Here is a 23,596-nt window from a genome sequence, read left to right on the forward strand (position 1 = left end):
CTCAGTCCTTGGACGCTACCCTGCGTCTGCGGTGGAGCCTGTCCGGCCGACGCTTTCTGGCGTCAAAGCGGCCTCGCGTTCGGCTGGGGTCAATGGTTCCACCCAGTCCAGTTGCTTCTCCAGCACTTCCACCGTGGCTTCCGACGCATCAGCCCCGCGCGCCTGGCGCTCGGTGATGCGCTGGCGCAGCACTTCCACTGGTGCGTCGCAGGCGAGGATGTGAAACGGCACGCCCGCACCCTGCGCCAGCGCCGCAAATTCGGCGCGTTCGGCCGCCCGCAGAAAGGCCGCATCCACCAGTACCGTCCAGCCGTCGGCCAGCAGCAAGCGTGCGCGCGACAGCAACGAGGCATAGGTGTCGCTGTTCGACTTGGGGGTGTAGAGCCCGCTGTTCAGGCCCGATCCGCTGGTCGCGAGCGCACTCATGCCATGCAGTCGTTTGCGCTCCACATCGGAGCGCAGGCGGATCGCTCGCCCGCTGGCCTCTGCCGCCAGCCAGCGGCTGGAGGCCCAGGTTTTGCCGCTGCCCGAGAGGCCGTGGGTGATGAGCAACAGCGGTGCGGGTGGGTGGGCGATGTCCCGCGCCAGCGCGAGGTAGCGCCTGACTTCGGCCAGGCTTGCATCGGCCTCGGGTGAGCTTCCGGCGCCACCCAGCTGCCCCAGGCGAATCGCCGCCACCTTGGCGCGCACCCCGGCGCGGTAGCTGGCATAGAAAGTCCACACGGTGTGCGCCGATACATCGCCACTGGCGTCGAGCCAGGCGCTCAGCAGCACGTTGGCCAGGCCGGGGCGGGCGTGGGCCAGCAGGTCCATCCAGGCAAAGGCCATGTCGTTGGCCACGTCGATCCAGCGCAGTGAGTCGTTGAACTCGATGGCGTCGAAAGGCAACACCTCGACTTCGCCATCGCCACCTATCAGCACCAGATTGGCCAGGTGCAGGTCGCCGTGCCCCTCCCGCACGCGGCCCTTCTGGCGCCGCCGCGAGAGCAGCGGTTCGATGGCGTTGTAGCGCTGTTCGGTCCATTCACCCAGCTCGCGCACCAGGGCGGTGTCGGCGGGGTCGGTCAGGGCCGTGCGCAGGGTGTCGAAATTGTCGCGCGGCCAGCGCATGGCCGCGGTCGGATGGCCCCAGGGCTGGTCGCTGGTGGCCACGGCGGCCCGCGCCTGAAACAGCGCCATGCGCCACGCCAGCCCAGCCATGTGCTCGGGTGTCAGTGCTCCGCGCTCGCACAGGTGGTCGAGCCGGGACGCCTCGTCAAAGCGGCGCATCTGCACCGCGAATTCGATCGGCTGCCCCGCGTCTGCCTTGCCAGGCTCGCCCCAGCGCGGCTGCCCGGGTGTGCCCAGGATGGGCAGTACCCCCAGGTACAGCTGTGTGGCTGGCCGGCTGAGATTCTGGAAGCGCCGGTTCACCCGAACCTCCGTCTCGCAGGCCTGGCGGCGCAGGGCCAGGGTGCTGAAATCCATGAAGGGAAACCGCACCGGCTTCTTGATCTTGTAGGCGAATTCGCCCGCGAGCAGCACCCAGGCGCCGTGGGTTTCCATCAGCTCCACTTTCTGCACCGGGTGGGGAAAGCGTGCCGGTTCCAGCAGGGCGTTGATAAGGGGGGGCAGGTTGTTGGTTGATGCCATGTATTCCACTGTACGGGACCCGAGGCCATGAATGGCATGACCTTTGTCAGTCGGCCTGCCAAAGAACCCGGTTTTTCGCGCTGGCTTAAAGGCTGTCATGTGCGATTTCAGCGCCGCTGAACATGCACGACACCCATGTCAAACCAGTACAAGCGCCGCGCAGCGTTGTTCCCTACCATCGGCGCGCCGACCCACTCTCCATTCGATTTGTTGCCCATGCAGCGGCAAGCAAACCTCATCCGGTCGGCATCCTTCCACCCTCAGGAGACAAGCTTCATGACCACGCAACCGAGCTTTCGGCGCATCGCCACCACCAGCAAAATGGCCCTTGCATTGCCCCTCGCGGCAATGGCCTTGGCCGCACAGGCCCAGACCAATCCACCAACCTCCGCCTCGCTCAATGCCACGGCAGGTCCTCTGTCTGTGAGCACGTCATCTGTCTCTTCGTTCGCCGCGCGCGGTTTCGGCGGCGGCACCATCTACTACCCCACGGCCACCGGAAGCTACGGCGTGGTGGCCATCAGCCCCGGCTACACCGCCCGCCAGTCCAGCATCGCCTGGTTGGGCCGCCGCCTGGCCACGCACGGATTTGTGGTCATCACCATCGACACCAACTCCACCCTGGACCAGCCCCCCAGCCGCGCCACGCAGCTCATGGCCGCGCTCAACTACGTGGTCAACAGCTCCAGCACCACTGTGCGCAGCCGGGTCGACGCCAGCAAACAGGCCGTGGCAGGGCATTCCATGGGCGGCGGTGGCTCACTGATCGCCGCACAGAACAACCCGACCCTCAAGGCGGTCTACCCGCTCACCCCATGGAGCGTGTCCAAGAACTACAGCGCCGTTCGTGTGCCCACCATGATCATCGGTGCCGATGGCGACTCCGTGGCATCGGTTTCTACGCACGCTCGGCCGTTCTACAGCAGCCTTTCTTCCAACGTGTCCAAGGCCTACGGCGAGCTGAACAACGCCAGTCACTTCACGCCCAACAGCACCAACACACCCATCGGCCGTTACGCAGTGACCTGGATGAAGCGCTTTGTGGACAGCGACACGCGCTACTCGCCTTTCCTTTGCGGCGCACCGCACGACAGTTACGCCACCCGCACGGTGTTTGATCGCTACGAGCAGAATTGCCCGTACTGAACGGGAGCCTCTGCCATGCCATCTGAAGACCATCGCCTGATGGCCCTGCTGGGCCATGGGCACAAGGTGTCTGACCGGCCTCCGTCCGCGCGGCGCAGCCCCGTGCTGTGGGGCATGGCGGTGGTCGTCGCCGTGGCGGCTGTGTTCTGGGCCCTGGGGGCGCGCGAAAGCACCATCCCAGCGGCCAGCGACGCGGCCGCTGCCGGCGTTGCCGACAAGAACGCGCTGCGCTGGTGGAACCATCCCGGCCTGGGCGCCCACGAGGCGTCCAAGGTGGAGGAGCCTCCTGTGGCAGAGGCGCCCGAGCCAGTGCCCGTTGCACCCCAGGCGTCGAAGCCTGGACTGTTCCAGCTCGATGCCACTGGGCAACTGGCGCTGGACGAGCGGACCCGGTTGGGCGTGGAATCGCTGGTGGCATTGACGGCACCTGAACAGATGCCCGCTGCACTGGAAGCGCATGTGCAAGGGCTGCCGCCAGAAGCCGCTGCCGCCGCGCGCGAGTTCGTGGGCCGGTTTGAGAGCTATGTGGACGCACAAAAAAACACGTACCCACCGGGCAGGGCGCCGTTGGTGCCTGAAGAGGGCCTGGCCGAACTGGCAGGCTTGCAGGCCCTGCGGGAGTCCTACTTTGGGCGCGAGGCGTCTCAACGCATGTATGGGGAAGAAGACGCAGTGGCCAGGCGCCTGCTGGAGCTGATGCGGGAAGACCCGGTGCCCGATGCACCGATGGAAATCAAGGCCATGCGCGCCCAGGCGCGTTACGATGCCGAACGCGATGGCGGTGGTGGCAGCGCACTGCCCCGTTAGAGCTGTTCCGAAGGGTGCGGGCGATTCGGAGCGTTGAAAGGGAGGCCCGCAGAAGCGACAAGGGAGCCCGCATGACCGCGATGCCGCCGAGTTCGAAAGTCCCGCCCATCATGGGTGGCCCTGCACACGGTGCACATGATGGGGCACGCGCGCGGCTGCAGGGCGACAGCTTCACCTACGTCTGTTCCGGCCTCGAAAGCCGGGCGTGCAGGCACGCGGTCACGCTGCTGCACACGCTGGACGCGTTCACTTCGGTGGATGTGGAAACCGAACATGGCACCACACGCGGCCAGTTGGTCTTGGTGGCGCCCCTGGTACCTCGCGTGTTGCGCGCCGGAAACGTTCCCTTCGTGATGGTGGACCTCGAACCCTCGCATCCGCAATATCGCCGGCTCCGAAACACAGATCCATCCGCAGGTGTTCTGTGCCTTGACCATTTGAATCTCAATGTCCTGCGAGACATCGGCAGCCAGTTTCTGCACCAGAAGCTGACTGGCCGCGCACTGGACAAGGCCGTGCGCGACGCGGTGAACCAACTGGCCCAAGCTTTCCCCCAGCCACCCGAGCTGGACGAACGCGTTCGCTGGATGATGTCTGCCATCGACCAGGAGCCTTCGCGCAGCCTCTCGGGCCTGGCAGAAGAGCTGTCCCTGTCCATCGAACACGCATCGCGCCTGTTCTCTAGCCAGGTGGGCGTGTGCCTGCGCACCTACAGCCTGTCCAACAAGATCCGCTACGCCGCCCGCTACATGGGTCGCGGCCACTCCCTCACCGAAGTGGCGCAGATGGCCGGGTTCGTGGATTCGGCCCATTTCGCGAAAGTGTGGACCCGCTGCTACGGTCGCCCGCCGTCGGCTTACTTTCCTGCGAAGAAGACCCGCATGGATGAGGCGAATCTGCCGGGGTGGATTCAGCCACCGTTGGAGTGATGCCGGGTCGATGGGGTGCCGTTGACACAAGAGGCGCAGCCACCAGTCCCGGCAAGACGCCCAGATTGGCTTGCTGAACAGGTCGCTGATCCATTCGAGCGCGCCGCCAGCGGCGGCGCATTCTTCAACTGCAGCTCACACTGCCACAGCCGCTCATGCTGGCCGGGCGCACGCGGCTGGGGTCTGCCAGGGTTTCGGTCTGGGTATTGAAGCCCACCGATTGCAGGTGCAGCGCCAGGCCAGCGTCCATGCTGGCGGCGTGCTGGGGGAACCATTCGGCCAAAGCCTCGGCCAGGCGCGTGATGATCTCGGTATCGCCCTGCGCAAAGTGCGTTTCCACGGCCCGCATGGTTTCCAGAATGGTCGCATGGTGAGCGGCGTGGCAGTTGTCGGCCGAGAAGCCGGTGGCCAGCATCCAGCGTTCTTCTTGCGCGAAGTGGTCCACCGTGTGGGCCAGAAACACTTTGTACAGCGGCAGTTGCTGGTCGGTGGGCGTGGTCAGCAACTGATTGAGTTGCGCCACGAACTCGGCATGGGTGTCGTCCATGCGGTCGTCGCCGACCGAAAGGGCGGTGGACCATACGAGGGCAGGCGACGTTTCAGGTGCAGTGGCAACAGAGTTCATGAGCATCACTCTACCTCTGGCTGGAGGCGGTCACTTTGATGCGGGTCAAGCCCTGTTGGCGGCGAGGCCGGCCGGGTTCCAGCCACTATGATGCGCAGAGGGTCAATCATCAACAACCGGAGGGCGAGATGAATTTCGGGGATGCAATCAAAACCTGTTTCAGCAAATATGTGGGTTTTGAAGGGCGCGCGACGCGCTCCGAATACTGGTGGTGGGTGCTGTTCGTCGTGCTGGTGTCCATTGCACTGGGTGTGCTGAAGCTGCAGATGCTCAGCGGCATCTTCTCGCTGGGTATCCTGCTGCCGTCGCTGGCGGTGGGGGCGAGGCGCCTGCACGACATCGGCAAGAGCGGGTGGTGGTTGCTCATCAACCTGGTGCCGCTGGTGGGGTGGCTGGTACTGCTTTATTTCGCGGTTCAGCCAAGTCAGCCGGGCAGCAACGAGTATGGCGGTGGACAGTGAACACCCCCCACGCCGCTTCGCGTCAACCCACCCTCTCAGGCGCCCTTGGCCTGGAGGGGTGGCGGCACCAGAGGCCCGGCTGAGCCGGTTCCTCGGTGCCCCTGGATTGTGCTGCTTCAACCGTGGTGGCAAAGCTTTGGAGTGGATCCAGCCGCGAGAGAGTTTTGCTTGAGGTGTGGGAAAGGGACACTCAGCCCAGTCTTGCGCGGTGCCGGGCAATTTGATGCAGTACCTGCACCGGCGCCGTGCCACCCAGCGTGTTGCGTGCGTTCAGGCTGCCGCGCAGGCTGAGGCATTCGTACACATCTTTTTCAATGGTGGTGTTGAAACCTTGCAGCACCGCCAGCGGCAGTTCAGACAGGTCGCAGTTGTGTGACACGGCGGCCTTCACCGCATGGGCCACAGTTTCGTGCGCGTCGCGGAACGGCAGGCCCTTCTTCACCAGGTAGTCGGCCAGGTCGGTGGCGGTGGCGTAGCCCTTCTTGGCTGCTTCTTCCATGGCGATGGCGTTGACGGTGATGCCGCCTTCCTTCACGCCGGTGGCGGGGTTCGGCTGGCCACCCACCATTTCCACGAAGATGCGCAGCGTGTCTTTGAGCGTGTCCACTGTGTCGAACAGCGGTTCCTTGTCTTCCTGGTTGTCCTTGTTGTAGGCCAGGGGCTGGCCTTTCATGAGCGTGATAAGACCCATGAGGTGGCCCACCACACGGCCGGTTTTGCCGCGCGCGAGTTCGGGTACGTCGGGATTTTTCTTCTGCGGCATGATCGATGAGCCGGTGGTGAAGCGGTCGGCAATTTTCACGAAGCCGAAGTTCTGGCTCATCCACAGAATCAGTTCTTCGCTGAAGCGGCTGATGTGCACCATGCACAGGCTGGCGGCGGCGGTGAATTCGATGGCGAAGTCGCGGTCGCTCACGCCGTCCAGGCTGTTCTGGCACACCTGCGGCTCGCCTTTTTCATCGACCATGCCCAGCGTGCGTGCCACGCGTTCGCGGTCCAGCGGGTAGGTGGTACCGGCCAGCGCGGCCGATCCCAGCGGAAGGCGGTTGGTGCGGCGGCGCACCTCAAGCATGCGCTCGGCGTCGCGGCTGAACATTTCCACGTAAGCCAGCAGGTGGTGCGCAAAGCTCACTGGCTGGGCCACCTGCAAATGGGTGAAGCCGGGAAGGATCACGTCCACGTTCTTTTCTGCCACGTCCACCAGCGCGGCCTGCAGCTCTTTGAGCAACGGCACGATCAGGTCGATCTCGTCGCGCAGCCAGAGGCGCACGTCGGTGGCCACCTGGTCGTTGCGGCTGCGTCCGGTGTGCAGGCGCTTGCCGGCGTCGCCCACCAGTTGGGTCAGGCGCGCTTCGATGTTCAGGTGCACATCTTCGAGATCGAGTTTCCATTCAAAGCTGCCGTCTTCGATCTCGCTGCGGATTTGTGCCATGCCCCGTTCGATGGCTTCGCGGTCATCAGCACCGATGATGCCTTGCGCGGCCAGCATTTCTGCGTGGGCCAGGCTGCCGGTGATGTCGGCCAGCCACAGTCGCTTGTCAAAAAAGACGCTCGCGGTGTAGCGCTTGACCAATTCGCTCATGGGCTCCGAGAATAGGGCAGACCAGGCTTCGGATTTCTTGTCGAGTTGATTGGTGGACATGGTGTTGCCAGCGGCTGGATGGAAATATGGACGGCGGGTTTCGCCAGAGGCATGGGCGGCAGCGGGTATTTGAGGATCGCTGCAGCAGACAGCACGACCGCGAGGCACCGGCCGCCCCTTTGACGGCCCTGACCTGTGATGCACCCATGAAAGATTCCCGAATTTTATCGACCTTCCAGGATCTGTCCCAGGGCGGCGGCACCCTGCCACTGTCGCAGATGCCCGAAATCGCGCGTCAGCGTGAAATGGTGTTCGACACCTGCAAGGTGGGCGTGGTGATGCGCGCGGTGCTGTTTGTGCAGACCGTGGTGGTGGTGGCTGCCATGTTCAAGGCGCAGACCTGGATGACTTTGTTCACCGAAGTGGCCGTATTCACCAGCGCGGCTTTGCCTGCTGTGCTGGTGTGGCTGCTGGCGGCTTGTGCGCTCAAGCGCCCTTTGAGTCTGCTGCCCATGCCAGCCCAGTGGACGGTGGGCGTGGTGGCTGGAGCGCTGGCAGGTTTGTACGGGTGCGGTCAGCTGGCCTGGATGGGTCTGCTGGACCATGCGCCCTGGCTGGCCAGCGCAGCGGCTGGTGCGCTGATGGCATCTGTGCTGGTGGCGGCACTGGTGTGGCGGGCCAAGGCCCGCGCGCCTGCCGGTACCACAGCGCAGCTGGCAGAGCTGCAGGCGCGCATCCGGCCGCATTTTCTGTTCAACACGCTCAACAGCGCCATTGCGCTGGTACGCGAAGAACCCGCCAAGGCCGAAAACCTGCTGGAAGACCTGAGCGAACTCTTTCGCCATGCCCTGGCAGACACCAAGGAAGCCGTGCCCCTGTGGCAGGAGCTGGAACTGGCCGAACACTACCTGGCCATCGAGCAGGTGCGGTTTGGTGACCGGCTCAAGGTGGAATGGAGCATCGACGAGACCGCTTCAAAGGCCAAGCTGCCGTCGCTGATCCTGCAACCGCTGGTGGAAAACGCCGTCAAGCATGGGGTGGAGCCCAGCCCCGAAGGCGCGGTGGTGCGCATCAGCACCAAGCGGCGCGACGGGGTGGTGATCATCAAGGTCACCAACACCGTGCCGGCTGGCAGCGGCAAGCGTGGTCATGGCCTGGCGCTTGACAACGTGCGCCAGCGCCTGACGTTGCTGCACGACGTGCAAGGCCGGTTCCAGAGCGCCCTCGTCAAGGGTGTGTTTCAAGTCCGGCTTGAAATACCGGTATAAGCAGACATTCAAGCCGGCTTGGCGACGGAGCACGACATGACACTGAAGGTATTGATCGTTGACGATGAAGCACTGGCAAGGTCGCGGCTGCGCACCCTGCTGGCCGAATGCACCGAGCCTCGCGCCGATGTGGTGGGCGAGGCCGGCAACGCCGTGCAGGCCATGGAGCACATCCAGCGTGGCCAGTGCGATCTGGTGCTGCTGGACGTGCACATGCCGGGCGTGGACGGCATGGCACTGGCGGGTGCACTGCGCCAGATGGAAGCGCCGCCTGCGGTGGTGTTCGTGACGGCCTATGCCGAACACGCCGTTCACGCCTTTGAACTGGAGGCGGTGGACTACCTCACCAAGCCGGTGCGCCGCGAGCGCCTGCAACAGGCCCTGCAGAAGGTGCTGCGCCAGCTCAGCGCGGCCGACCAGAACATCCATGACATCGGCGGCATGGGCGAAAGCCTCATCATCCAGGAGCGGGGGCGCAGCGAACGCGTCGCTTTGACGGATGTGATCTACCTCAAGGCCGAACTCAAGTACATCACCGTGCGTACCGCCGAAAAAGAGCACATCTACGACGGCGCGCTGAGCGATCTGGAACAGCGCTATGCGCATCTGTTTGTGCGGGTGCACCGCAACGCGCTGGTGGCGCGCCGTGCCGTGCGTGCGGTTGAAAAACACAACGACCCGGTCGACGGCGAAGGCTGGACGGTGCGGCTTGACGGCGTGGAAGAACGTCTGGCGGTGTCTCGCCGGCAGCTGGCCGCCGTGCGTGAAGCCCTGATGGCTTGAAGGCATTCGCACTTGGAAAAATAGTGTGAACAGGTAACGCATCGGGTTGACCGAATTGCTGACCATTCGCCAGCGCTCGGTGTTTTCCGGCTTTCACTACCAGGTGGTGAACGACAGCGAGACCGTACTCGCCGACCTCACCTGGCCCAACTACGCGCAAGCCCGCAATGCGCGTCTCAAATGGCACAAGCCGGGTTCACCCGATGGTGATCTGAAGATCGAGATGCCGCAGGGGGTTTACCGCATCGGGTTTGAATTCCTCACTCGTGCGTTTGCCAACGACCTCCGGTTCTTCCTTCAGCAAGGTGACGATGTCCAGGCCATGGCGGAGGTGATTTTCCCGAAGGACAGCATCAAACGTCACGAAGTCTTTCTGAGGCAACCCATGCAAGCCAGACTGGTTCGCGCCAACCGGTGGACGCGGAAACGCTATCTGCTGGAAGTGGACTGCAAAGTGATCGGTAGCATCCAGGAGCCACACTGGTTCAGCATGAAGCGCCAGTTGCGCATCGACCTGCCCAACGACATGCCGGTGCCGCTGCAGACCTTTCTGGCGTTCCTGGTCATCAATTCGGCGTTTCGTTGAAAACCCACCGGAGCATCCAGACAGATCCAGCGCGCGTGACCCATTCCAGAAACACCGCGGAACTGGCTTTGCGAGGCCGCAGGTGTTGCCCCCCAAGGGGGGTGACGCCGTCAGGCGGCGCGGGGGGGAGTCAAATCTCCGCGGCTTCCACCAGGAATCGCACCCGCCGCTGTCCCTGCCATTCGTCTGCGTCGAGCCGGAAGGCCAGCTTCACCCTTGCAGGCAGCGGCTCGGTGTGGCCGAACCAGATGCCGTCGACCGGCTCGCCCTGGTGCTTGAGCTTGAGCGCCAGGTGCTTTTCGCCAACCAGCCTCTGCGAGACGATCTGCACTTCTTCGCAGAACACCGGTGGCGCAAAGCCTTGGCCCCACACCTCCTTGTGCAGCGTGTCGACCAGATCGGCGCGCCGGTACTGGGTGTCGAGCGGGCCGTCAGCTTCAAAGCGGCGTTGCAAGGTGGCCGCGTCCAGCCATTCGTGGGCCACCTGTTGCAGGGCGGATTCAAAAGTGTCCAGGTGCTCTTCTTCGATGGTGCAGCCCGCCGCCATGGCGTGGCCACCAAAGCGCAGCAGCACGCCGGGGTGTCGCTTTGCCACCAGGTCGAGCGCGTCTCGCAGGTGGAAGCCGGGAATGGAGCGCCCCGAACCCTTGAGCTCGTGCTCCTTGCCGTCGGCCGCACTGGCCGCGAACACAAAAGTGGGCCGGTGCAGTTTGTCTTTCAAACGGGAGGCGACGATGCCGACGACGCCTTCGTGGAAGTCCGGGTCGAACACCACCATGGCGGGCGGGGGATCTTCGGATTCGTCGAACATGTCTTCGGCCAGCATCAGCGCCTGTTCGCGCATGTCGCCCTCAATGGCCTTGCGCTCGCGGTTGATGCCGTCCAGCGCGCGCGCCAGTTCATCGGCGCGGCCAGCGTCATCGGTGATCAGGCATTCGATGCCCAGCGTCATGTCGGCCAGTCGGCCGGCGGCGTTCAGTCGGGGCCCCAGGGCAAAGCCGAAGTCGAAGCTGGTGGCCACCTCCGGGCGCCGCCCGGCCACCTGGAACAGCGCCGCCATGCCGGGCGGCAGGGCACCGGCGCGCACCCGCTTCAGGCCTTGCGCCACCAGGCGGCGGTTGTTGGCGTCGAGTCTGACCACGTCCGCCACCGTGCCCAGGGCGACCAACGGCAGCAGGGCGTCCAGTCGCGGTTCCGTTCGGACCGAGCCGGTCGAAACCTCTGCCATGTTGTAAACCCCGCGTTCCCGCAGCTCGGCACGCAATGCCAGCAACACATAAAACATCACGCCCACGCCCGCAATGGACTTGCTCTCGAACGTGCAGCCGGGCTGGTTCGGGTTGACGATGATGCAGTCTTGTGGCAACACCACTTCGCCGTCCTGAACCGCGGGCAGGTGGTGGTCGGTGACCAGCACGTTCAGCCCGAGCTCGCGGGCAGCGCGCACGCCCGCCACACTGGCGATGCCGTTGTCCACGGTCACCAGCCAGTCGGCTCCGCGTTCCTTCACACGGCGGGCAATCGAAGGGGTCAGGCCGTAGCCGTCGGCCACGCGGTCGGGGACCAGGTATTCCACGCTGTCGAAACCCATGGGCGCACCCAGCAGGCGCAAGCCGCGCACCGCCACGGCGCAGGCGGTAGCGCCGTCGCAGTCGTAATCGGCCACGATGCAGATGCGCTGCCGGGTCGTCATGGCGTCGGCCAGTGCACGTGCGGCTTCCTGGGCGCCAAGCATCTGGCTGGGTGGCAGCAGGCGGGCGAGCGCATCGTCCAGCTCGTCCTTGCTGGTGATGCCGCGCGCGGCAAACAGGCGGGCCAGCAAGGGGTGCACGCCACCTTGTTCCAGCGCCCAGACAGCCCGTGGGGGCACGTCTCGTGTGATGATTTTCATAAGGATTCGAGCACTTTCCAGGCCGGGGTGGTCCCCAGCAGATTCTTGAAACGTTGACCCAGGCGGGCGGCTGCGCCGCGTCGCACACTGGTCCAGCGCTGCGCGTGGCGTTCACCACACAGGGTCAGCACCACAGGTTCGCCGCGCCGGGCGGCTTCGCGCAGGGCGCGGATGTCGGTGGCGTCCAGCTCGGACCAGGCCGATTGCCAGGCTGCCCAGTCGCCGCGCAAGGCGGCCTGACGCAATGGTTGGGGCATGTTGGGTGCGGCGTTGGCCGCGGGGGCCACAGCCGCAGCGCCGGCGCCACTCACCCAGAAACCGTTGACGATGTGCTGCCGGGCCGCCTCCCGCGCGTCGTTCACCGGGTGGGTGTAGAACAGCATCTGGGCCTCGCTCTGCAGCCGTTTGAGCAACTGGCTGCCGGCATGCTGGAGCGGGTTGCCGGCCATCCAGCCATCGACAGAGCGCCCACTGACGCGATCCAGGCTGGCGCAGGCCAGGCCACGCAGGGCTTCGCCGCTGGCGTGCCACCGGGTGGGCCTGTTGTAACGCAAGGGGATGCCGTCTTCGAGGCAATACGGTGCCAGTGCGTCAAAGAGGGGCCGCGCATGGGCGTCGTCCAGGCCGAACTGGTCGGCAGGCAGCAGGGTCACCTGGTCCATGCCCACCTGAAAGTGGCAAGGCGTGAACCAGGCCTGTGGCGTGGTGGGTGCATCGCTGAAAGCCGCTGCCCAGGGGGTCTGACCATCGGGAAAGGCCGTTCCGTCGGCCTGCACGATGCCCATAGCAGCCGCCTGAGCCCGTTCGTGCGGTGCGCTGAGGGTGTGGTCGTCGCCCTGGTCGGTGTGCTCCAGCACCAGTTCCGCCAGCAAGGCGTCCAGCTGCGGCAGCTTCAGCGACTTCAATTGGGCCTGGCATTCGGGCGCGCTGGCGCTGGCAAAAGGAACCAGCAGGTGCAGGCAAGGCTCAAGAGCCGTGGGTGGGGCAGACATGTCCGCATTGTCGGGGATGCCACAATCCCGCCTGGAAACCACACATGCAAACTCCCTACGAACTCATTCTTGGCTGGCGCTACACGCGCGCTGGCCGCGCCACCCGGCGCAACGGCTTCATTTCCTTCATCTCGGGTGTGTCCATGCTTGGCATTGCGCTGGGCGTGGCTGCGCTCATCATCGTGCTGTCGGTGATGAACGGCTTCCAGAAAGAAGTGCGCGATCGCATGCTGGGGGTGCTCTCGCACATCGAAGTGTTCGACGCCGCCGGCCAGGCCATCCCGAATCTGGCCGGCACCATGGCCACCATCGAAGGCCACCCGGAGGTGATCGGTGTGGCGCCGTTCGTGGCCGCGCAGGCCCTGATCGCCCGGGGCGAAGACATGAAGGGCGCCGTGGTGCGCGGCATCGACCCCGCGCTGGAACCCAGCGTGACCGATCTGGCCGCCGATCTGGCCGACACGGTGCTGCCGCGGTTGGTTCCTGGCGAATTCGGCATCGTGCTGGGGGGCGAGCTGGCCCGCAGCCTGGGCGTGATCACCGGCGACACGGTCACCCTGATCGCGCCCAGCGGCCAGGTCACGCCCGCAGGCGTGGTCCCCCGTATCCGCCAGATGAACGTGGTGGGCGTCTTCGACTCAGGGCACTTTGAATACGACTCGGCCCTGGCCATGCTGCACATGGACGATGCGGCACGCATTTTCCGTGTGGAAGGGCCCACGGGCGTGCGCGTGAAGATTCGCAACCTGCACCAGGCCCGCGAAGTGGCGATGGACCTGGTCTCGCAACTCGATCAAGGCCTGCTGGTGCGCGACTGGACGCGCCAGAACCGCACCTGGTTCGCGGCGGTGCAGCTCGAAAAACGCATGATGTTCATCATCCTCACGCTGATCGTGGCGGTGGCTGCGTTCAACCTGGTGTCCACGCTGGTGATGACCGTGACCGACAAGCGCGCCGATATTGCCATTCTGCGCACCCTGGGCGCAAGCCCCGCCAGCATCATGGGTGTTTTCATGGTGCAAGGCGCGATGGTCGGTGTCATCGGTACCGGTCTGGGCCTGCTCCTGGGTCTGGGCATTGCGTTCAACATCGATTCCATCGTGCCTGCGCTGGAAAGTCTGCTGGGTGCGAGTTTCCTGCCCAAGGACATCTACCTCATCAGCCGCATGCCCAGCGACCCGCAGCAGAGCGACATCATGCCGATCGGCCTCATTTCCCTGGTCCTCTCGTTTGTCGCCACCATCTACCCCAGCTGGCGCGCCAGCCGCGTGAATCCAGCGGAGGCGCTTCGTTATGAGTGAATTGAACCCCCACGCCCCGCCCCTGCGCGGGTCGCTGCCCCCCGAGGGGGCCGCCCATGGCCTGGGGCGGCCCGGCGCCACGGGCGAAGTGGTGCTTCGAGCAACTGGCCTGACCAAACGCTTCACCGAAGGCCGGCTCGATGTTACGGTCCTCAAAGGGGTGGACCTCACGGTGCGCGCCGGCGAAACGGTGGCCATCGTGGGCGCGTCCGGTTCCGGCAAGAGCACCTTGCTGCACCTGCTGGGCGGTCTGGACGCCCCCACCAGTGGTACGGTCGAACTGATGGGCCAGGGGCTTGCGGGACTGAATGCATCGCAGCAGGGCGATCTGCGCAACCGGCACCTGGGCTTCGTGTACCAGTTTCACCACTTGCTGCCCGAATTCAGCGCCCGCGACAACGTGGCCATGCCCCTTTGGATCCGCCGCATGCCGCGCGCACAGGCCGGCGAGCAAGCCGCGCAAATGCTCGCACGCGTTGGCCTGGCTGATCGGCTGCACCACAGGCCCGCCGAACTCTCCGGTGGCGAACGCCAGAGGGTGGCCATAGCGCGCGCACTGGTGACACAACCCGCCTGTGTGCTGGCCGACGAACCCACCGGCAACCTGGATCGCAGCACCGCCGAAGGCGTGTTCGAACTGATGATGCAACTGGCCCGTGACCAGGGCACGGCCTTCATCGTGGTCACGCACGACGAAACCCTGGCCGCCCGCTGCGCCAGGACGCTGCGATTGACCACAGGAGAGCTGACCTGAGGCGTCGTAGGCGACGCGGGGGTCTACTTCTTCTTGAACAGCAGCGGCTGCGCCATGCCTTGCACATGGATCCGCAATTGACCATCCAGCACCTGGTACCGCTGGGCATGCCGAAGCGCCTCCATGTAGCGTGACTCCTGCTCCCCAGCGCCGCCCATGCAGGCCATTTTGGTGGAAGCCATCTGGCGGAAGATGATGTTTTCACTGTCAGTGACCACCGCGCCCACAAAACGATTGCATGAGCCGTTGCCAGCCACACGACCGGATTCCGGGAACTGCAGGCTGGCTTCGGATCGGTCCATCACCGGCTGGCCATTGATGCTTTCCAGGCGCCACTCGGTGCCCACCAGCGCCACCGCACCGGCCGGTGCTGAACTGGCGCCGGCGCAGGCGGCCAAGGTCGCGAGCAGGGGCGGCAGCAGCCAGGCCATCCGGCGCAAGGTGCCTTGTGAGGACGAGAGGGGTTTGTTCATGGTGATGCTCCGCGCAAGGAAAATGAAGACGATGGGCTGTCACCGGTGATGCCAGCCTTCACAATGGTGGTTATACCGCCATGTGGATCGACACCCATTGCCATCTGGATGCCCCTGAATTCGGCCCTGACCATGCGCTGGCCGAATGGGCTCGTTCGAGCGCCACCGCTCTCGGCGTGGGCCTGTGTGTGATCCCTGCCGTGATGCGCGCCAATTTCGACACGGTGCGCTTGCTGGCGCACCGGTTGGGCGACGCTTACGCTCTGGGCATCCACCCGATGTGTGTGCCGCAAGCGGTCGAAGCCGACCTTCAGGTGCTTGACCACGCCCTCACCGAACACCGCACCGACCCGAGACTGGTGGCGCTGGGAGAGATCGGCCTGGATTTTTTCGTCCCCGCCTTGTGCGAACCGGCCATGCGCGAACGGCAGACGTGGTTCTACCGCGAGCAGCTCAAGCTGGCACGCAAGCACCGGCTACCGGTCATCCTGCACGTGCGGCGCAGCGCCGACGCCTTGCTGAAACACTTGCGCGATCTGCCCACAGGCAGCGGCATTGCACACGCCTTCAACGGCAGCGATCAGCAGGCACAGGCGTTTCTGGACCTGGGCTTCAAACTGGGTTTTGGCGGCACCGTCACCTTTGAGGCCGCGCAGAAAATCCGTCGCCTCGCGGCTTCGCTGCCCCTGTCGGCGCTGGTGCTGGAAACCGATGCACCCGACATCCCGCCTCAGTGGCTCTACACCACTGCCGCCGAACGCAGCGTCGGGCAGGTGCAGGGTGTCAACTCCCCGGCCGAACTGCCGCGCATCGGTCAGGTGCTGGCTGACCTGCGCGGACTGTCCACCGACGTTCTGGCCGCTGCCACCAGCACCAACGCCTGCGCCGCACTGCCACGCCTGGCGAAACTGATTGCTTCAGCGGCGCCCGCTGCATGAGCCGGCTGCAAGGCCTGCCCCCGTTGATTGATGACCATACCCGTTTGCTGGTGCTGGGCAGCTTTCCGGGCGTGGCGTCATTGCGCGCGCAGCAGTACTACGGCCATCCTCAAAACCATTTCTGGAAGATCCTGGGAGCTCTGTGGGGCATGCCGCTTGCCACGGCGTCGTACCCGGAACGCATCGCATCCTTGCGTGCCCACGGGCTTGGGGTGTGGGACGTCTACCAGGCATGCCAGCGGGAAGGCAGTCTGGACGCCGATATCCGCCAGGGCGAGCTCAACGATTTCGGCGTGGTGGTCCGCACCTGCCCGTTGCTGGAAGGCGTGGCGCACAACGGCGGTGAGAGTTATCGTCATGCGCGCCATGTGGCTGCTGCGCTGGGTGGGCGAATGGCCGCGAGTCCATCGGATGCACTTGAAGATGACGCAGACCCGAAGCCTGTGCTGCTCCACCGCCTGCCATCGACCAGCCCAGCCAATGCCAGTTGGTCGTTCGAACGCAAGCGTCAGGCGTGGGAGGCGGTTTTGCGCCGCCATGGCATCGCCACCGTGAGGACGTCGGCCGTGAATCCATAATGGGTGTTTGACCGATTCAGCTCGTTCCATGCACTTTTCTTTCCTTGTCTTTGGCCCTTTGGTTCATGGAGCTCGCACATGAGGGCCGGCGCGAATGCCAATGCCCGTAAGCGCACAGGGCCGCAGACCTTGCCCGAAGTGACCCTGTCCGAAGACGGCGAGGTGCGTTTCCTGCACCTGGGCACCGAATGGATTCAGGGGACCATGCTGATCGATGCGCCCTTCGACATCGAGCTGGACTATGTGCAGCGCATGATGGCCTGGCTGCTGTTTGTGGAGCCCGATTCGGTGCCCAAGCGGCGTGCCATGCAGCTCGGTCTGGGATCGGCGGCGCTCACCAAGTTCTGCTTCAAGGCGCTGCGCATGGATACCACAGCCATTGAAATCAACCCGCAGGTACTCGCCGCCTGCCGGGGCTGGTTCAAGCTGCCAGCCGATGGACCGCGTCTGCGCGTGCTGCTGGCCGATGCCGGACAGGAGATCCGCAACCCGGTACACACCGGGCAGTACGACGCCCTCCAGGTGGACCTGTACGACCACGAGGCCGCTGCACCTGTGCTCGACAGCCCGGATTTTTATGCCGACTGCCGCTCGGTACTGAATGACGACGGCATCATGACCGTCAATCTGTTTGGTCGCGATGCCAGCTACGAGCGCTCTTTGCAGAGCATCTGCGCAGCGTTTGGTGCTGAGGCGGTGTGGGCTTTCAAACCCACACGCGAGGGCAACACCATTGTGCTGGCCCAGCGCACCGCCGACCGACCCACCCGCATGGCGCTGCTCGCGCGCGCTGAAGCGGTGCAGTCGCGCTGGCATTTGCCGGCGGTGAAGTGGTTGCGTATTTTCAAGCCGGTATCCTGAGCATGAACGACTTCTGAACATCGCATGAAATCCACCGCTCAGACTCCTTTGGCCGATACCCCGCAGGGCCCGCTCGACTGGCGCTCGCTGGTGGGGTGGCTGCGCGATGACGGCGTCATTTCGGCCGACGAAGCCGAGCGCACGATCACCCGTTGCGCCTCCGCCCACAGTGCACAGCATCCGTTGCAGCGGCTGGCCGTGGTGGGCATGGCGCGCCAGGCCGACGGGCACGTGCTGGACGCCGAACTGCTCACCCAGTGGCTGGCCACGCGCAGCGGGCTCAGCTACATGCGCATTGACCCGCTCAAGGTGGATGTGGGCAAGGTGGCTGACGTGATGAGCGCCGCCTACGCCGAGCGACACAAGGTGCTGCCAGTGCAGGTGGGACCGAGCGAAGTGGTGGTGGCCACGGCCGAACCCTTCATCACCGACTGGGTGTCCGAAGTGGAGCGCCAGACGCGCAAGACGGTGCGCATGGTGGTGGCCAGCCCCACCGAGATCACCCGCTACACCGCCGAATTTTTTGCGCTCGCCAAGTCGGTACGGGCCGCCAGCAAGAGCGGCGGGCAGGGCGGCTTCGGCAGTTTCGAGCAACTGGTGGAGCTGGGCAAGACCAACAAACAGCTGGACGCCAACGATCAGGGTGTGGTGCAGGTGGTCGACTGGCTCTGGCAGTACGCCTTCGACCAGCGCGCCAGCGACATCCACCTCGAACCCCGACGCGAACAGGGCGTGATCCGTTTCCGCATCGACGGTGTGCTGCACCCGGTCTACCAGATGCCCATTGGCGTGATGAACGCCATGATCGCGCGCATCAAGCTGCTGGGGCGCATGGACGTGGTGGAGAAGCGCCGCCCGCAAGATGGCCGCATCAAGACCTTGCGTCCCGGCGTGGGCGCGGTGCGTGGCGACGAGGTGGAGATGCGCCTGTCCACGCTGCCCACCGCCTTTGGCGAGAAGCTGGTGATGCGCATCTTCGACCCCGAAGCCACAGTGAAAGACCTGAGCGCTTTGGGCTTTTCCACCCACGATGCCTCCCGCTGGGAAGGGCTCACGTGCCGGCCGCATGGCATCGTGCTGGTGACCGGCCCCACCGGGTCGGGCAAGACCACCACGCTCTACGCCACGCTCAAGCGCCTGGCTACTGAAGAGGTCAACGTGAGCACGGTGGAAGACCCGATCGAGATGATCGAGCCCGCCTTCAACCAGACCCAGGTGCAGCCGCATCTGGACCTGGACTTCGCCCAGGGCCTGCGCGCCCTGATGCGCCAGGACCCGGACATCATCATGGTGGGCGAGGTGCGCGACCTGCCCACGGCTGAAATGGCGGTGCAGGCCGCATTGACGGGCCACCTGGTGTTCACCACTTTGCACACCAACGACGCCCCCTCCGCCATCATGCGGCTGATGGAACTGGGCATTCCGCCCTACCTCATCAACGCCACCGTGCTCGGCGTGCTGGCACAGCGCCTGGTGCGTACGCTGTGCCCGGCCTGTCGCAAACGCGAAGACGAGTCGGTCGCCGAAGCCTCCAGCGCCGCGCTGGCCGATCTGGTCAAGCCCTGGAAGGTGAGTGGCCGTTACCGCCCCTACCAGCCTGTGGGCTGCATCGACTGCCGCATGACCGGCTACCGTGGCCGCACCGGCCTTTACGAACTGCTGGAGGTGACGGAAGCCTTCAAGGACCGCGTCAGCCGCGAGCCGCGACTGGAAGTCTTGCGCAAGCAGGCCGTGACCGATGGCATGCGACCCTTGCGGCTCGCCGGGGCGATGCGGGTGGCAGAAGGCAAGACCACCCTGGACGAGGTGCTCGCCAGCACACCGCCGGTGAGTTGAGCGCCGCGGCGCATGGGCACGAGGCTGGCCATTGAGCTTTGTGCCTTTTTCGGTTTTCGCCCCGGGTGTATCCGGTGCCATCCAGGCGCGTGGAGTGTCCCTTCCATCAGGCGCCTCCCCTCATCTGTCGATAATCCAGCATGTCTGCCTCGACCTCCGTGTCCTCTCCCCACCTCGCCACCGGGCTGCTGCTCGCAGGCGCCGGGTCGATTGCCTTCAGCGGCAAAGCCATCATCGTGAAGCTGGCCTACCGCCACGGTGTGGACGCGGTCACGCTCATCATGTATCGCATGCTGTTTGCGCTGCCCCTGTTTCTGGCGCTGGCCTGGTGGGCCACGGTGCACCAGGACCGTGGCGAGCGCGTGCCCCTGACCACCCGAGACGCACTGGGCGTGCTGGGGCTGGGCGTCACCGGCTACTACCTCGCGAGTTTTCTGGACTTCTGGGGGCTCGAATACATCAGCGCCAGCCTTGAGCGGCTCATTCTGTACCTCAATCCCACGCTGGTGCTGTTGCTGGGGTGGGTCATCTACAAGCGCCGCGTCACCGGACTGCAGGCCATCGCCATGTTGGTGAGCTACGCCGGTGTGCTGCTGGTGTTTGGTCACGAAGCCGACTTCGCCGGCCCTGATGCGATATTCGGCGCGGCGCTGGTGTTTGCCAGCGCCATCAGCTACGCCGTCTACCTTGTTTACAGCGGCGAACTTGTCCAGCGGCTGGGTTCGATGCGCCTTGTGGGGCTGGCCACCAGCGTCGCGTGTGTGCTGTGCATCCTGCAGTTCTTGCTGCTGCGCCCCATGAGCGCGGCGGTGGTGGCGCCGGAAGTGATCTGGCTGTCGCTGCTCAACGCGACGCTGTGCACCTTCGCTCCTGTCATCATGGTAATGATGGCCATCGAGCGCATCGGTGCAGGTCTGGCAGCTCAGACCGGCATGATCGGACCCATGTCCACCATCGCCATGGGCGTGCTCATTCTGGACGAACCGTTCAACCGCTGGATCGTGGCAGGCACGGTGCTGGTGGTGGCGGGCGTGTTTCTCGTGACGCGGTTCGGGAGGGGAAGATGACACCCCCGCAGCGCTTCGCGCTTCCCCCTCCAGGGGGCGATACCAGTGGCCCGGCGGAGCCGGATCCACGGTATCTCTGGACCTCAGACTCTCCTCGCCGGAAGGGCTTGGGTTCATCGTTTCAGAAAACCGTTGGTGCCGCTCCGGCGCCATTGAAATACTTTTAAGGAGAACACAAAATGGATCTGGGTATTGCAGGCAAGTGGGCGCTGGTGTGTGGGGCCAGCAAGGGATTGGGACTGGGCTGCGCGCAGGCGCTGGCCGCAGAAGGCGTCAACGTGGTGATGGTGGCGCGCGGAGCAACCGTTCTTGAAGCTGCTGGGGCGGCCATTGCGCAGGCGTCCCATGCCGTGAAGGTGCTCACCGTGGCGGCCGACATCACCACGCCCGAAGGCCGAGCTGCTGCGCTGTCGGTGGCGGGCGGCCCGGGTACGGCGTTCGACATCGTCGTCAACAACGCTGGCGGACCGCCGCCGGGCGACTTCCGCAGCTGGGACCGCGAGGCGTGGATCAAGGCGGTCGACGCCAACATGCTCACACCCATCGAGCTGATCAAGGCCACGGTCGACGGCATGGCCGAGCGCGGTTTCGGGCGCATCGTCAACATCACCTCCAGCGCGGTAAAGGCGCCGATCGACATCCTGGGGTTGTCCAACGGCGCACGCAGTGGTCTCACGGGCTTCGTGGCGGGTGTGGCACGAAGCCCGTTGGCAGCGCAGGGTGTGACCATCAACAACCTGTTGCCCGGCAAGTTCGATACCGACCGCATCGCGGCCACACTCAAGGCTGCGTCTGACAAGACCGGCCAGAGCATTGAAGACATTCGCCGCGCTCAGCAGGCCCAGATTCCAGCCGGGCGCTACGGCAACCCGCAGGAATTTGGCGCGATCTGTGCGTTCCTCTGCAGCATGCACGCGGCCTACATGACGGGCCAGAATGTGCTCGCCGATGGTGGTGCCTACCCGGGCACGTTCTGAAAACCGGTCGCGGTGCTGCGATCAGCGCCGCGAAGACACCAGAATCCCGCCCACGATGAGCACGAACCCCAGGGCGTGGTAGGCCCTGGGGGGTTCGTTCAGAAGGGTGGCCGACATCAGCGCTGCAAACAAAGGCGTCAGGTTCGAGAACACGCTGGCCATGGCGGGCCCCACCCGGGAGACGGCCGCCCCCCAGCAGCGGTAGGCCAGCAGGGAAGGCCCGATGGCGACAAAGATCAGTCCGGCCACCAGCGGCCAGCCCCAGACGATGTGCGATGCACCTTCATCCAGCGCCGGCAGCAGCCACCACTCGCCTGCGGTCATCATGCTGGACCACCCCAGACCCATCACGATCTGCGCCAGCAGAAACGCCGACCAGTCGGCCTTGATGGCGGAAGGCTCGGAGCCCGGTTTCGGTTTCGCCAGCAGCCAGCTGTACCAGGCCCACAGCAGCGAGGCCAGCAGCATCCAGGCATCACCCGGCACCAGTTGCACCGCCTGCAACTGCGCCCAGTCACCTCTTGAGAGCACCACCGCCACACCGGCCAGCGAAAGCACCGCGCCGATCGCGGCCCGGCGCGAAACTGCCGCACCATAAAAGAGGCGTCCCAGCAGCAGCATCCACACCGGCGTGCTCGAAGCCACCAGCGTCACGTTCATCGGGGTCGAAGTCTTGAGCGCGAGGTACTGCAGCGCGTTGTACAGGCCCACGCCCAGCAGGCCCAGCAGGGCAAAACGCCGCCAGTGCGTCCACAGCGGGCTGCCCGGGCGCAATACCCAGCCAGCAATCGGCAGCAGCATTGCAAACGCCAGCGACCACCGAAGGAAATTCAGCGTCAAGGGAGGCACGATGCCCTGCATCATCCGGCCCACCACGGCATTGCCCGCCCACATCAGGGGCGGGAGGATCAGCAGCGCGAGCGTGGTGGGAGTGAGGCGGGCAGATGGGTTCGCAAACATGGCGCCACTGTAACCACCGCCGCATGCCCTGTGCTGTTGCGGGGCTGACGCCTGTGCGGGCGGAGAGCCCGCGTGTTTCGTGGCAGCATTGGCAGTAGCATTTGCGAGTGCTTCGCTTCGCTCATTCCATCCATTCCAGACGAGGAGATAAACATGACCCAGACCAGTCGCGCCGTGCGCATTCACGCCCATGGTGGCCCCGATCAACTTGTGGTGGATAACGTGGAGGTGGGAGACCCGGGTCCGGGGGAGGTGCGCATCCGTCACCACGCGGTGGGCTTGAACTACATCGATGTGTACCAGCGTACGGGTCTCTATCCCAACACCATGCCGCTCCAGCTGGGCATGGAAGGCGCCGGTGTGATCGAGGCGGTGGGTGCCGGCGTGACGCACCTCAAGGTCGGCGACCGTGCGGCTTATGCAGCCAATCCACCCGGCAGCTATTGCGATGTGCGCGTGATGCCAGCCATGAACGTGTGCCAGTTGCCGGACGCCATCGACTTCGAAACCGGTGCGGCGATGATGCTCAAGGGCCTCACCGCGCAGTACCTGCTCAAGCGCTGTCTGCCGGTGGAAGGCCTGAACGCGGGCGATTTCGTGCTGTTTCATGCCGCCGCCGGCGGTGTGGGCCTGATCGCCTGCCAGTGGGCCAAGGCGCTGGGCCTGCGCCTCATTGGCACGGCCGGGTCGGACGACAAGTGCGCGCTGGCCAAGGCGCATGGTGCGGAATTCACCATCAACTACCGTCAGGAAGATTTCGCTGCCCGCGTCAAGGAAATCACCGGCGGCAAAGGCGTGAAAGTGGTCTACGACTCCGTGGGAAAGGACACCTTCGACAAATCGCTGGACTGCCTGATGCCGTTTGGCCTGATGGTGAGTTTTGGCAACGCCAGCGGCCCGGTGGCACCGTTCGCGCCTGGCATCCTCGGCCCCAAGGGGTCGCTGTACGTGACGCGGCAAACCTTGTTCAGCCACATCACCAGCCGGGAGCGCACCCAGGCCATGGCCGACGACCTGTTCGCGGTGGTGGAAGCCGGCCAGGTCAAGATCCGGATCGACCAGCGGTTTGCACTGACCGAAGTCCAGGCGGCCCACCGCAGCCTGGAAGCCAGAGAAACCACAGGGTGTACCGTCATTCTTCCCTGATCA

General features: G+C 65.0%; 23 protein-coding genes. 16 read left to right on the top strand and 7 right to left on the bottom strand.

Annotated features, from left to right (window positions below; translation table 11 throughout):
- Positions 1-15: 15 nt before the first annotated feature.
- The gene (locus tag Q7V46_RS11340) at positions 16-1,632 is read right to left on the bottom strand and encodes a bifunctional aminoglycoside phosphotransferase/ATP-binding protein (RefSeq protein WP_304913652.1); all 1,617 of its coding nucleotides are present in this window, start codon (positions 1,630-1,632) and stop codon (positions 16-18) included.
- Positions 1,633-1,908: 276 nt separating this feature from the next.
- Between Q7V46_RS11340 and Q7V46_RS11345 the strand changes: the two genes are divergently transcribed.
- The 3 genes from Q7V46_RS11345 (at position 1,909) to Q7V46_RS11355 (ending at position 4,514) form a co-directional block, all read left to right on the top strand.
- A complete protein-coding gene (locus Q7V46_RS11345) occupies positions 1,909-2,778 on the top strand; it encodes an alpha/beta hydrolase (RefSeq protein WP_304913653.1) in 870 nt (289 codons plus the stop codon).
- 15 nt (positions 2,779-2,793) lie between these two features.
- On the top strand, positions 2,794-3,585 hold the full coding sequence (locus Q7V46_RS11350; RefSeq protein ID WP_304913654.1) for a hypothetical protein: 792 nt from the start codon (positions 2,794-2,796) through the stop codon (positions 3,583-3,585).
- A 71-nt stretch (positions 3,586-3,656) separates the two neighbouring features.
- Positions 3,657-4,514 carry a helix-turn-helix transcriptional regulator gene (locus tag Q7V46_RS11355; RefSeq protein ID WP_304913655.1) on the top strand — a complete coding sequence of 286 codons (858 nt, stop codon included), beginning with the start codon at positions 3,657-3,659 and terminating at the stop codon, positions 4,512-4,514.
- Positions 4,515-4,638: 124 nt separating this feature from the next.
- On the opposite strand, the gene Q7V46_RS11360 is transcribed toward Q7V46_RS11355, so the two are convergent.
- Positions 4,639-5,139, bottom strand: a complete 501-nt coding sequence (locus tag Q7V46_RS11360; protein WP_304913656.1) for a bacteriohemerythrin — start codon at positions 5,137-5,139, stop codon at positions 4,639-4,641.
- A gap of 128 nt (positions 5,140-5,267) precedes the next feature.
- Between Q7V46_RS11360 and Q7V46_RS11365 the strand changes: the two genes are divergently transcribed.
- A complete protein-coding gene (locus Q7V46_RS11365; RefSeq protein WP_304913657.1) occupies positions 5,268-5,600 on the top strand; it encodes a DUF805 domain-containing protein in 333 nt (110 codons plus the stop codon).
- Positions 5,601-5,790: 190 nt separating this feature from the next.
- On the opposite strand, the gene argH is transcribed toward Q7V46_RS11365, so the two are convergent.
- Positions 5,791-7,242, bottom strand: coding sequence for an argininosuccinate lyase (gene argH, locus Q7V46_RS11370; protein ID WP_304913658.1), 1,452 nt, complete (start codon positions 7,240-7,242; stop codon positions 5,791-5,793).
- 146 nt (positions 7,243-7,388) lie between these two features.
- Here argH and Q7V46_RS11375 point away from each other — a divergent pair, with 146 nt between their 5' ends.
- From Q7V46_RS11375 to Q7V46_RS11385, 3 genes are read left to right on the top strand one after another with little or no spacing between them, the layout of a single operon-like run.
- Positions 7,389-8,450, top strand: coding sequence for a sensor histidine kinase (locus tag Q7V46_RS11375; protein WP_304913659.1), 1,062 nt, complete (start codon positions 7,389-7,391; stop codon positions 8,448-8,450).
- Positions 8,451-8,486: 36 nt separating this feature from the next.
- Positions 8,487-9,233, top strand: coding sequence for a LytTR family DNA-binding domain-containing protein (locus tag Q7V46_RS11380; RefSeq protein WP_304913660.1), 747 nt, complete (start codon positions 8,487-8,489; stop codon positions 9,231-9,233).
- Between the two features lie 46 nt (positions 9,234-9,279).
- Positions 9,280-9,819, top strand: coding sequence for a hypothetical protein (locus Q7V46_RS11385; RefSeq protein WP_304913661.1), 540 nt, complete (start codon positions 9,280-9,282; stop codon positions 9,817-9,819).
- Positions 9,820-9,949: 130 nt separating this feature from the next.
- Here Q7V46_RS11385 and recJ read toward each other — a convergent pair whose 3' ends face one another.
- Together recJ and Q7V46_RS11395 are read right to left on the bottom strand one after the other, a co-directional pair.
- The gene (gene recJ, locus Q7V46_RS11390) at positions 9,950-11,710 is read right to left on the bottom strand and encodes a single-stranded-DNA-specific exonuclease RecJ (protein ID WP_304913662.1); all 1,761 of its coding nucleotides are present in this window, start codon (positions 11,708-11,710) and stop codon (positions 9,950-9,952) included.
- Positions 11,707-12,702, bottom strand: a complete 996-nt coding sequence (locus Q7V46_RS11395; protein WP_304913663.1) for a phosphoglycerate mutase — start codon at positions 12,700-12,702, stop codon at positions 11,707-11,709. Before Q7V46_RS11395 ends, recJ begins: the two co-directional genes overlap by 4 nt.
- A 44-nt stretch (positions 12,703-12,746) precedes the next feature.
- Between Q7V46_RS11395 and Q7V46_RS11400 the strand changes: the two genes are divergently transcribed.
- Positions 12,747-14,003: a lipoprotein-releasing ABC transporter permease subunit gene (locus tag Q7V46_RS11400; protein WP_304913664.1), complete on the top strand. Its 1,257-nt coding sequence runs from the start codon at positions 12,747-12,749 to the stop codon at positions 14,001-14,003.
- Positions 13,996-14,757 carry a lipoprotein-releasing ABC transporter ATP-binding protein LolD gene (gene lolD / locus Q7V46_RS11405; protein WP_304913665.1) on the top strand — a complete coding sequence of 254 codons (762 nt, stop codon included), beginning with the start codon at positions 13,996-13,998 and terminating at the stop codon, positions 14,755-14,757. Before Q7V46_RS11400 ends, lolD begins: the two co-directional genes overlap by 8 nt.
- A 23-nt stretch (positions 14,758-14,780) precedes the next feature.
- Here the strand turns inward: lolD and Q7V46_RS11410 are convergent, their stop codons facing one another.
- Positions 14,781-15,230, bottom strand: a complete 450-nt coding sequence (locus tag Q7V46_RS11410; protein ID WP_304913666.1) for an META domain-containing protein — start codon at positions 15,228-15,230, stop codon at positions 14,781-14,783.
- A gap of 80 nt (positions 15,231-15,310) precedes the next feature.
- Here Q7V46_RS11410 and Q7V46_RS11415 point away from each other — a divergent pair, with 80 nt between their 5' ends.
- From Q7V46_RS11415 to Q7V46_RS11440, 6 genes are all read left to right on the top strand, one after another.
- On the top strand, positions 15,311-16,168 hold the full coding sequence (locus Q7V46_RS11415; protein WP_304913667.1) for a TatD family hydrolase: 858 nt from the start codon (positions 15,311-15,313) through the stop codon (positions 16,166-16,168).
- Complete coding sequence (locus Q7V46_RS11420) at positions 16,165-16,746, top strand: DNA-deoxyinosine glycosylase (protein ID WP_304913668.1); 582 nt, start codon at positions 16,165-16,167, stop codon at positions 16,744-16,746. The genes Q7V46_RS11415 and Q7V46_RS11420 overlap by 4 nt, the downstream gene beginning before the upstream one ends.
- Before the next feature lie 78 nt (positions 16,747-16,824).
- A complete protein-coding gene (locus Q7V46_RS11425; RefSeq protein WP_304913669.1) occupies positions 16,825-17,607 on the top strand; it encodes a spermidine synthase in 783 nt (260 codons plus the stop codon).
- Positions 17,608-17,631: 24 nt separating this feature from the next.
- Complete coding sequence (locus tag Q7V46_RS11430) at positions 17,632-19,443, top strand: GspE/PulE family protein (protein ID WP_304913670.1); 1,812 nt, start codon at positions 17,632-17,634, stop codon at positions 19,441-19,443.
- Positions 19,444-19,583: 140 nt separating this feature from the next.
- Complete coding sequence (locus Q7V46_RS11435; protein ID WP_304913671.1) at positions 19,584-20,510, top strand: DMT family transporter; 927 nt, start codon at positions 19,584-19,586, stop codon at positions 20,508-20,510.
- A 179-nt stretch (positions 20,511-20,689) separates the two neighbouring features.
- Positions 20,690-21,487: an SDR family oxidoreductase gene (locus tag Q7V46_RS11440; RefSeq protein ID WP_304913672.1), complete on the top strand. Its 798-nt coding sequence runs from the start codon at positions 20,690-20,692 to the stop codon at positions 21,485-21,487.
- 21 nt (positions 21,488-21,508) lie between these two features.
- Here the strand turns inward: Q7V46_RS11440 and Q7V46_RS11445 are convergent, their stop codons facing one another.
- Positions 21,509-22,447, bottom strand: coding sequence for a DMT family transporter (locus Q7V46_RS11445; RefSeq protein ID WP_304913673.1), 939 nt, complete (start codon positions 22,445-22,447; stop codon positions 21,509-21,511).
- A 153-nt stretch (positions 22,448-22,600) separates the two neighbouring features.
- Between Q7V46_RS11445 and Q7V46_RS11450 the strand changes: the two genes are divergently transcribed.
- On the top strand, positions 22,601-23,593 hold the full coding sequence (locus Q7V46_RS11450; RefSeq protein WP_304913674.1) for a quinone oxidoreductase: 993 nt from the start codon (positions 22,601-22,603) through the stop codon (positions 23,591-23,593).
- Positions 23,594-23,596: the final 3 nt, after the last annotated feature.

The sequence above is a fragment of the Hydrogenophaga sp. genome, assembly GCF_030651625.1.
In the GTDB taxonomy this organism is placed as follows: domain Bacteria; phylum Pseudomonadota; class Gammaproteobacteria; order Burkholderiales; family Burkholderiaceae_C; genus Hydrogenophaga.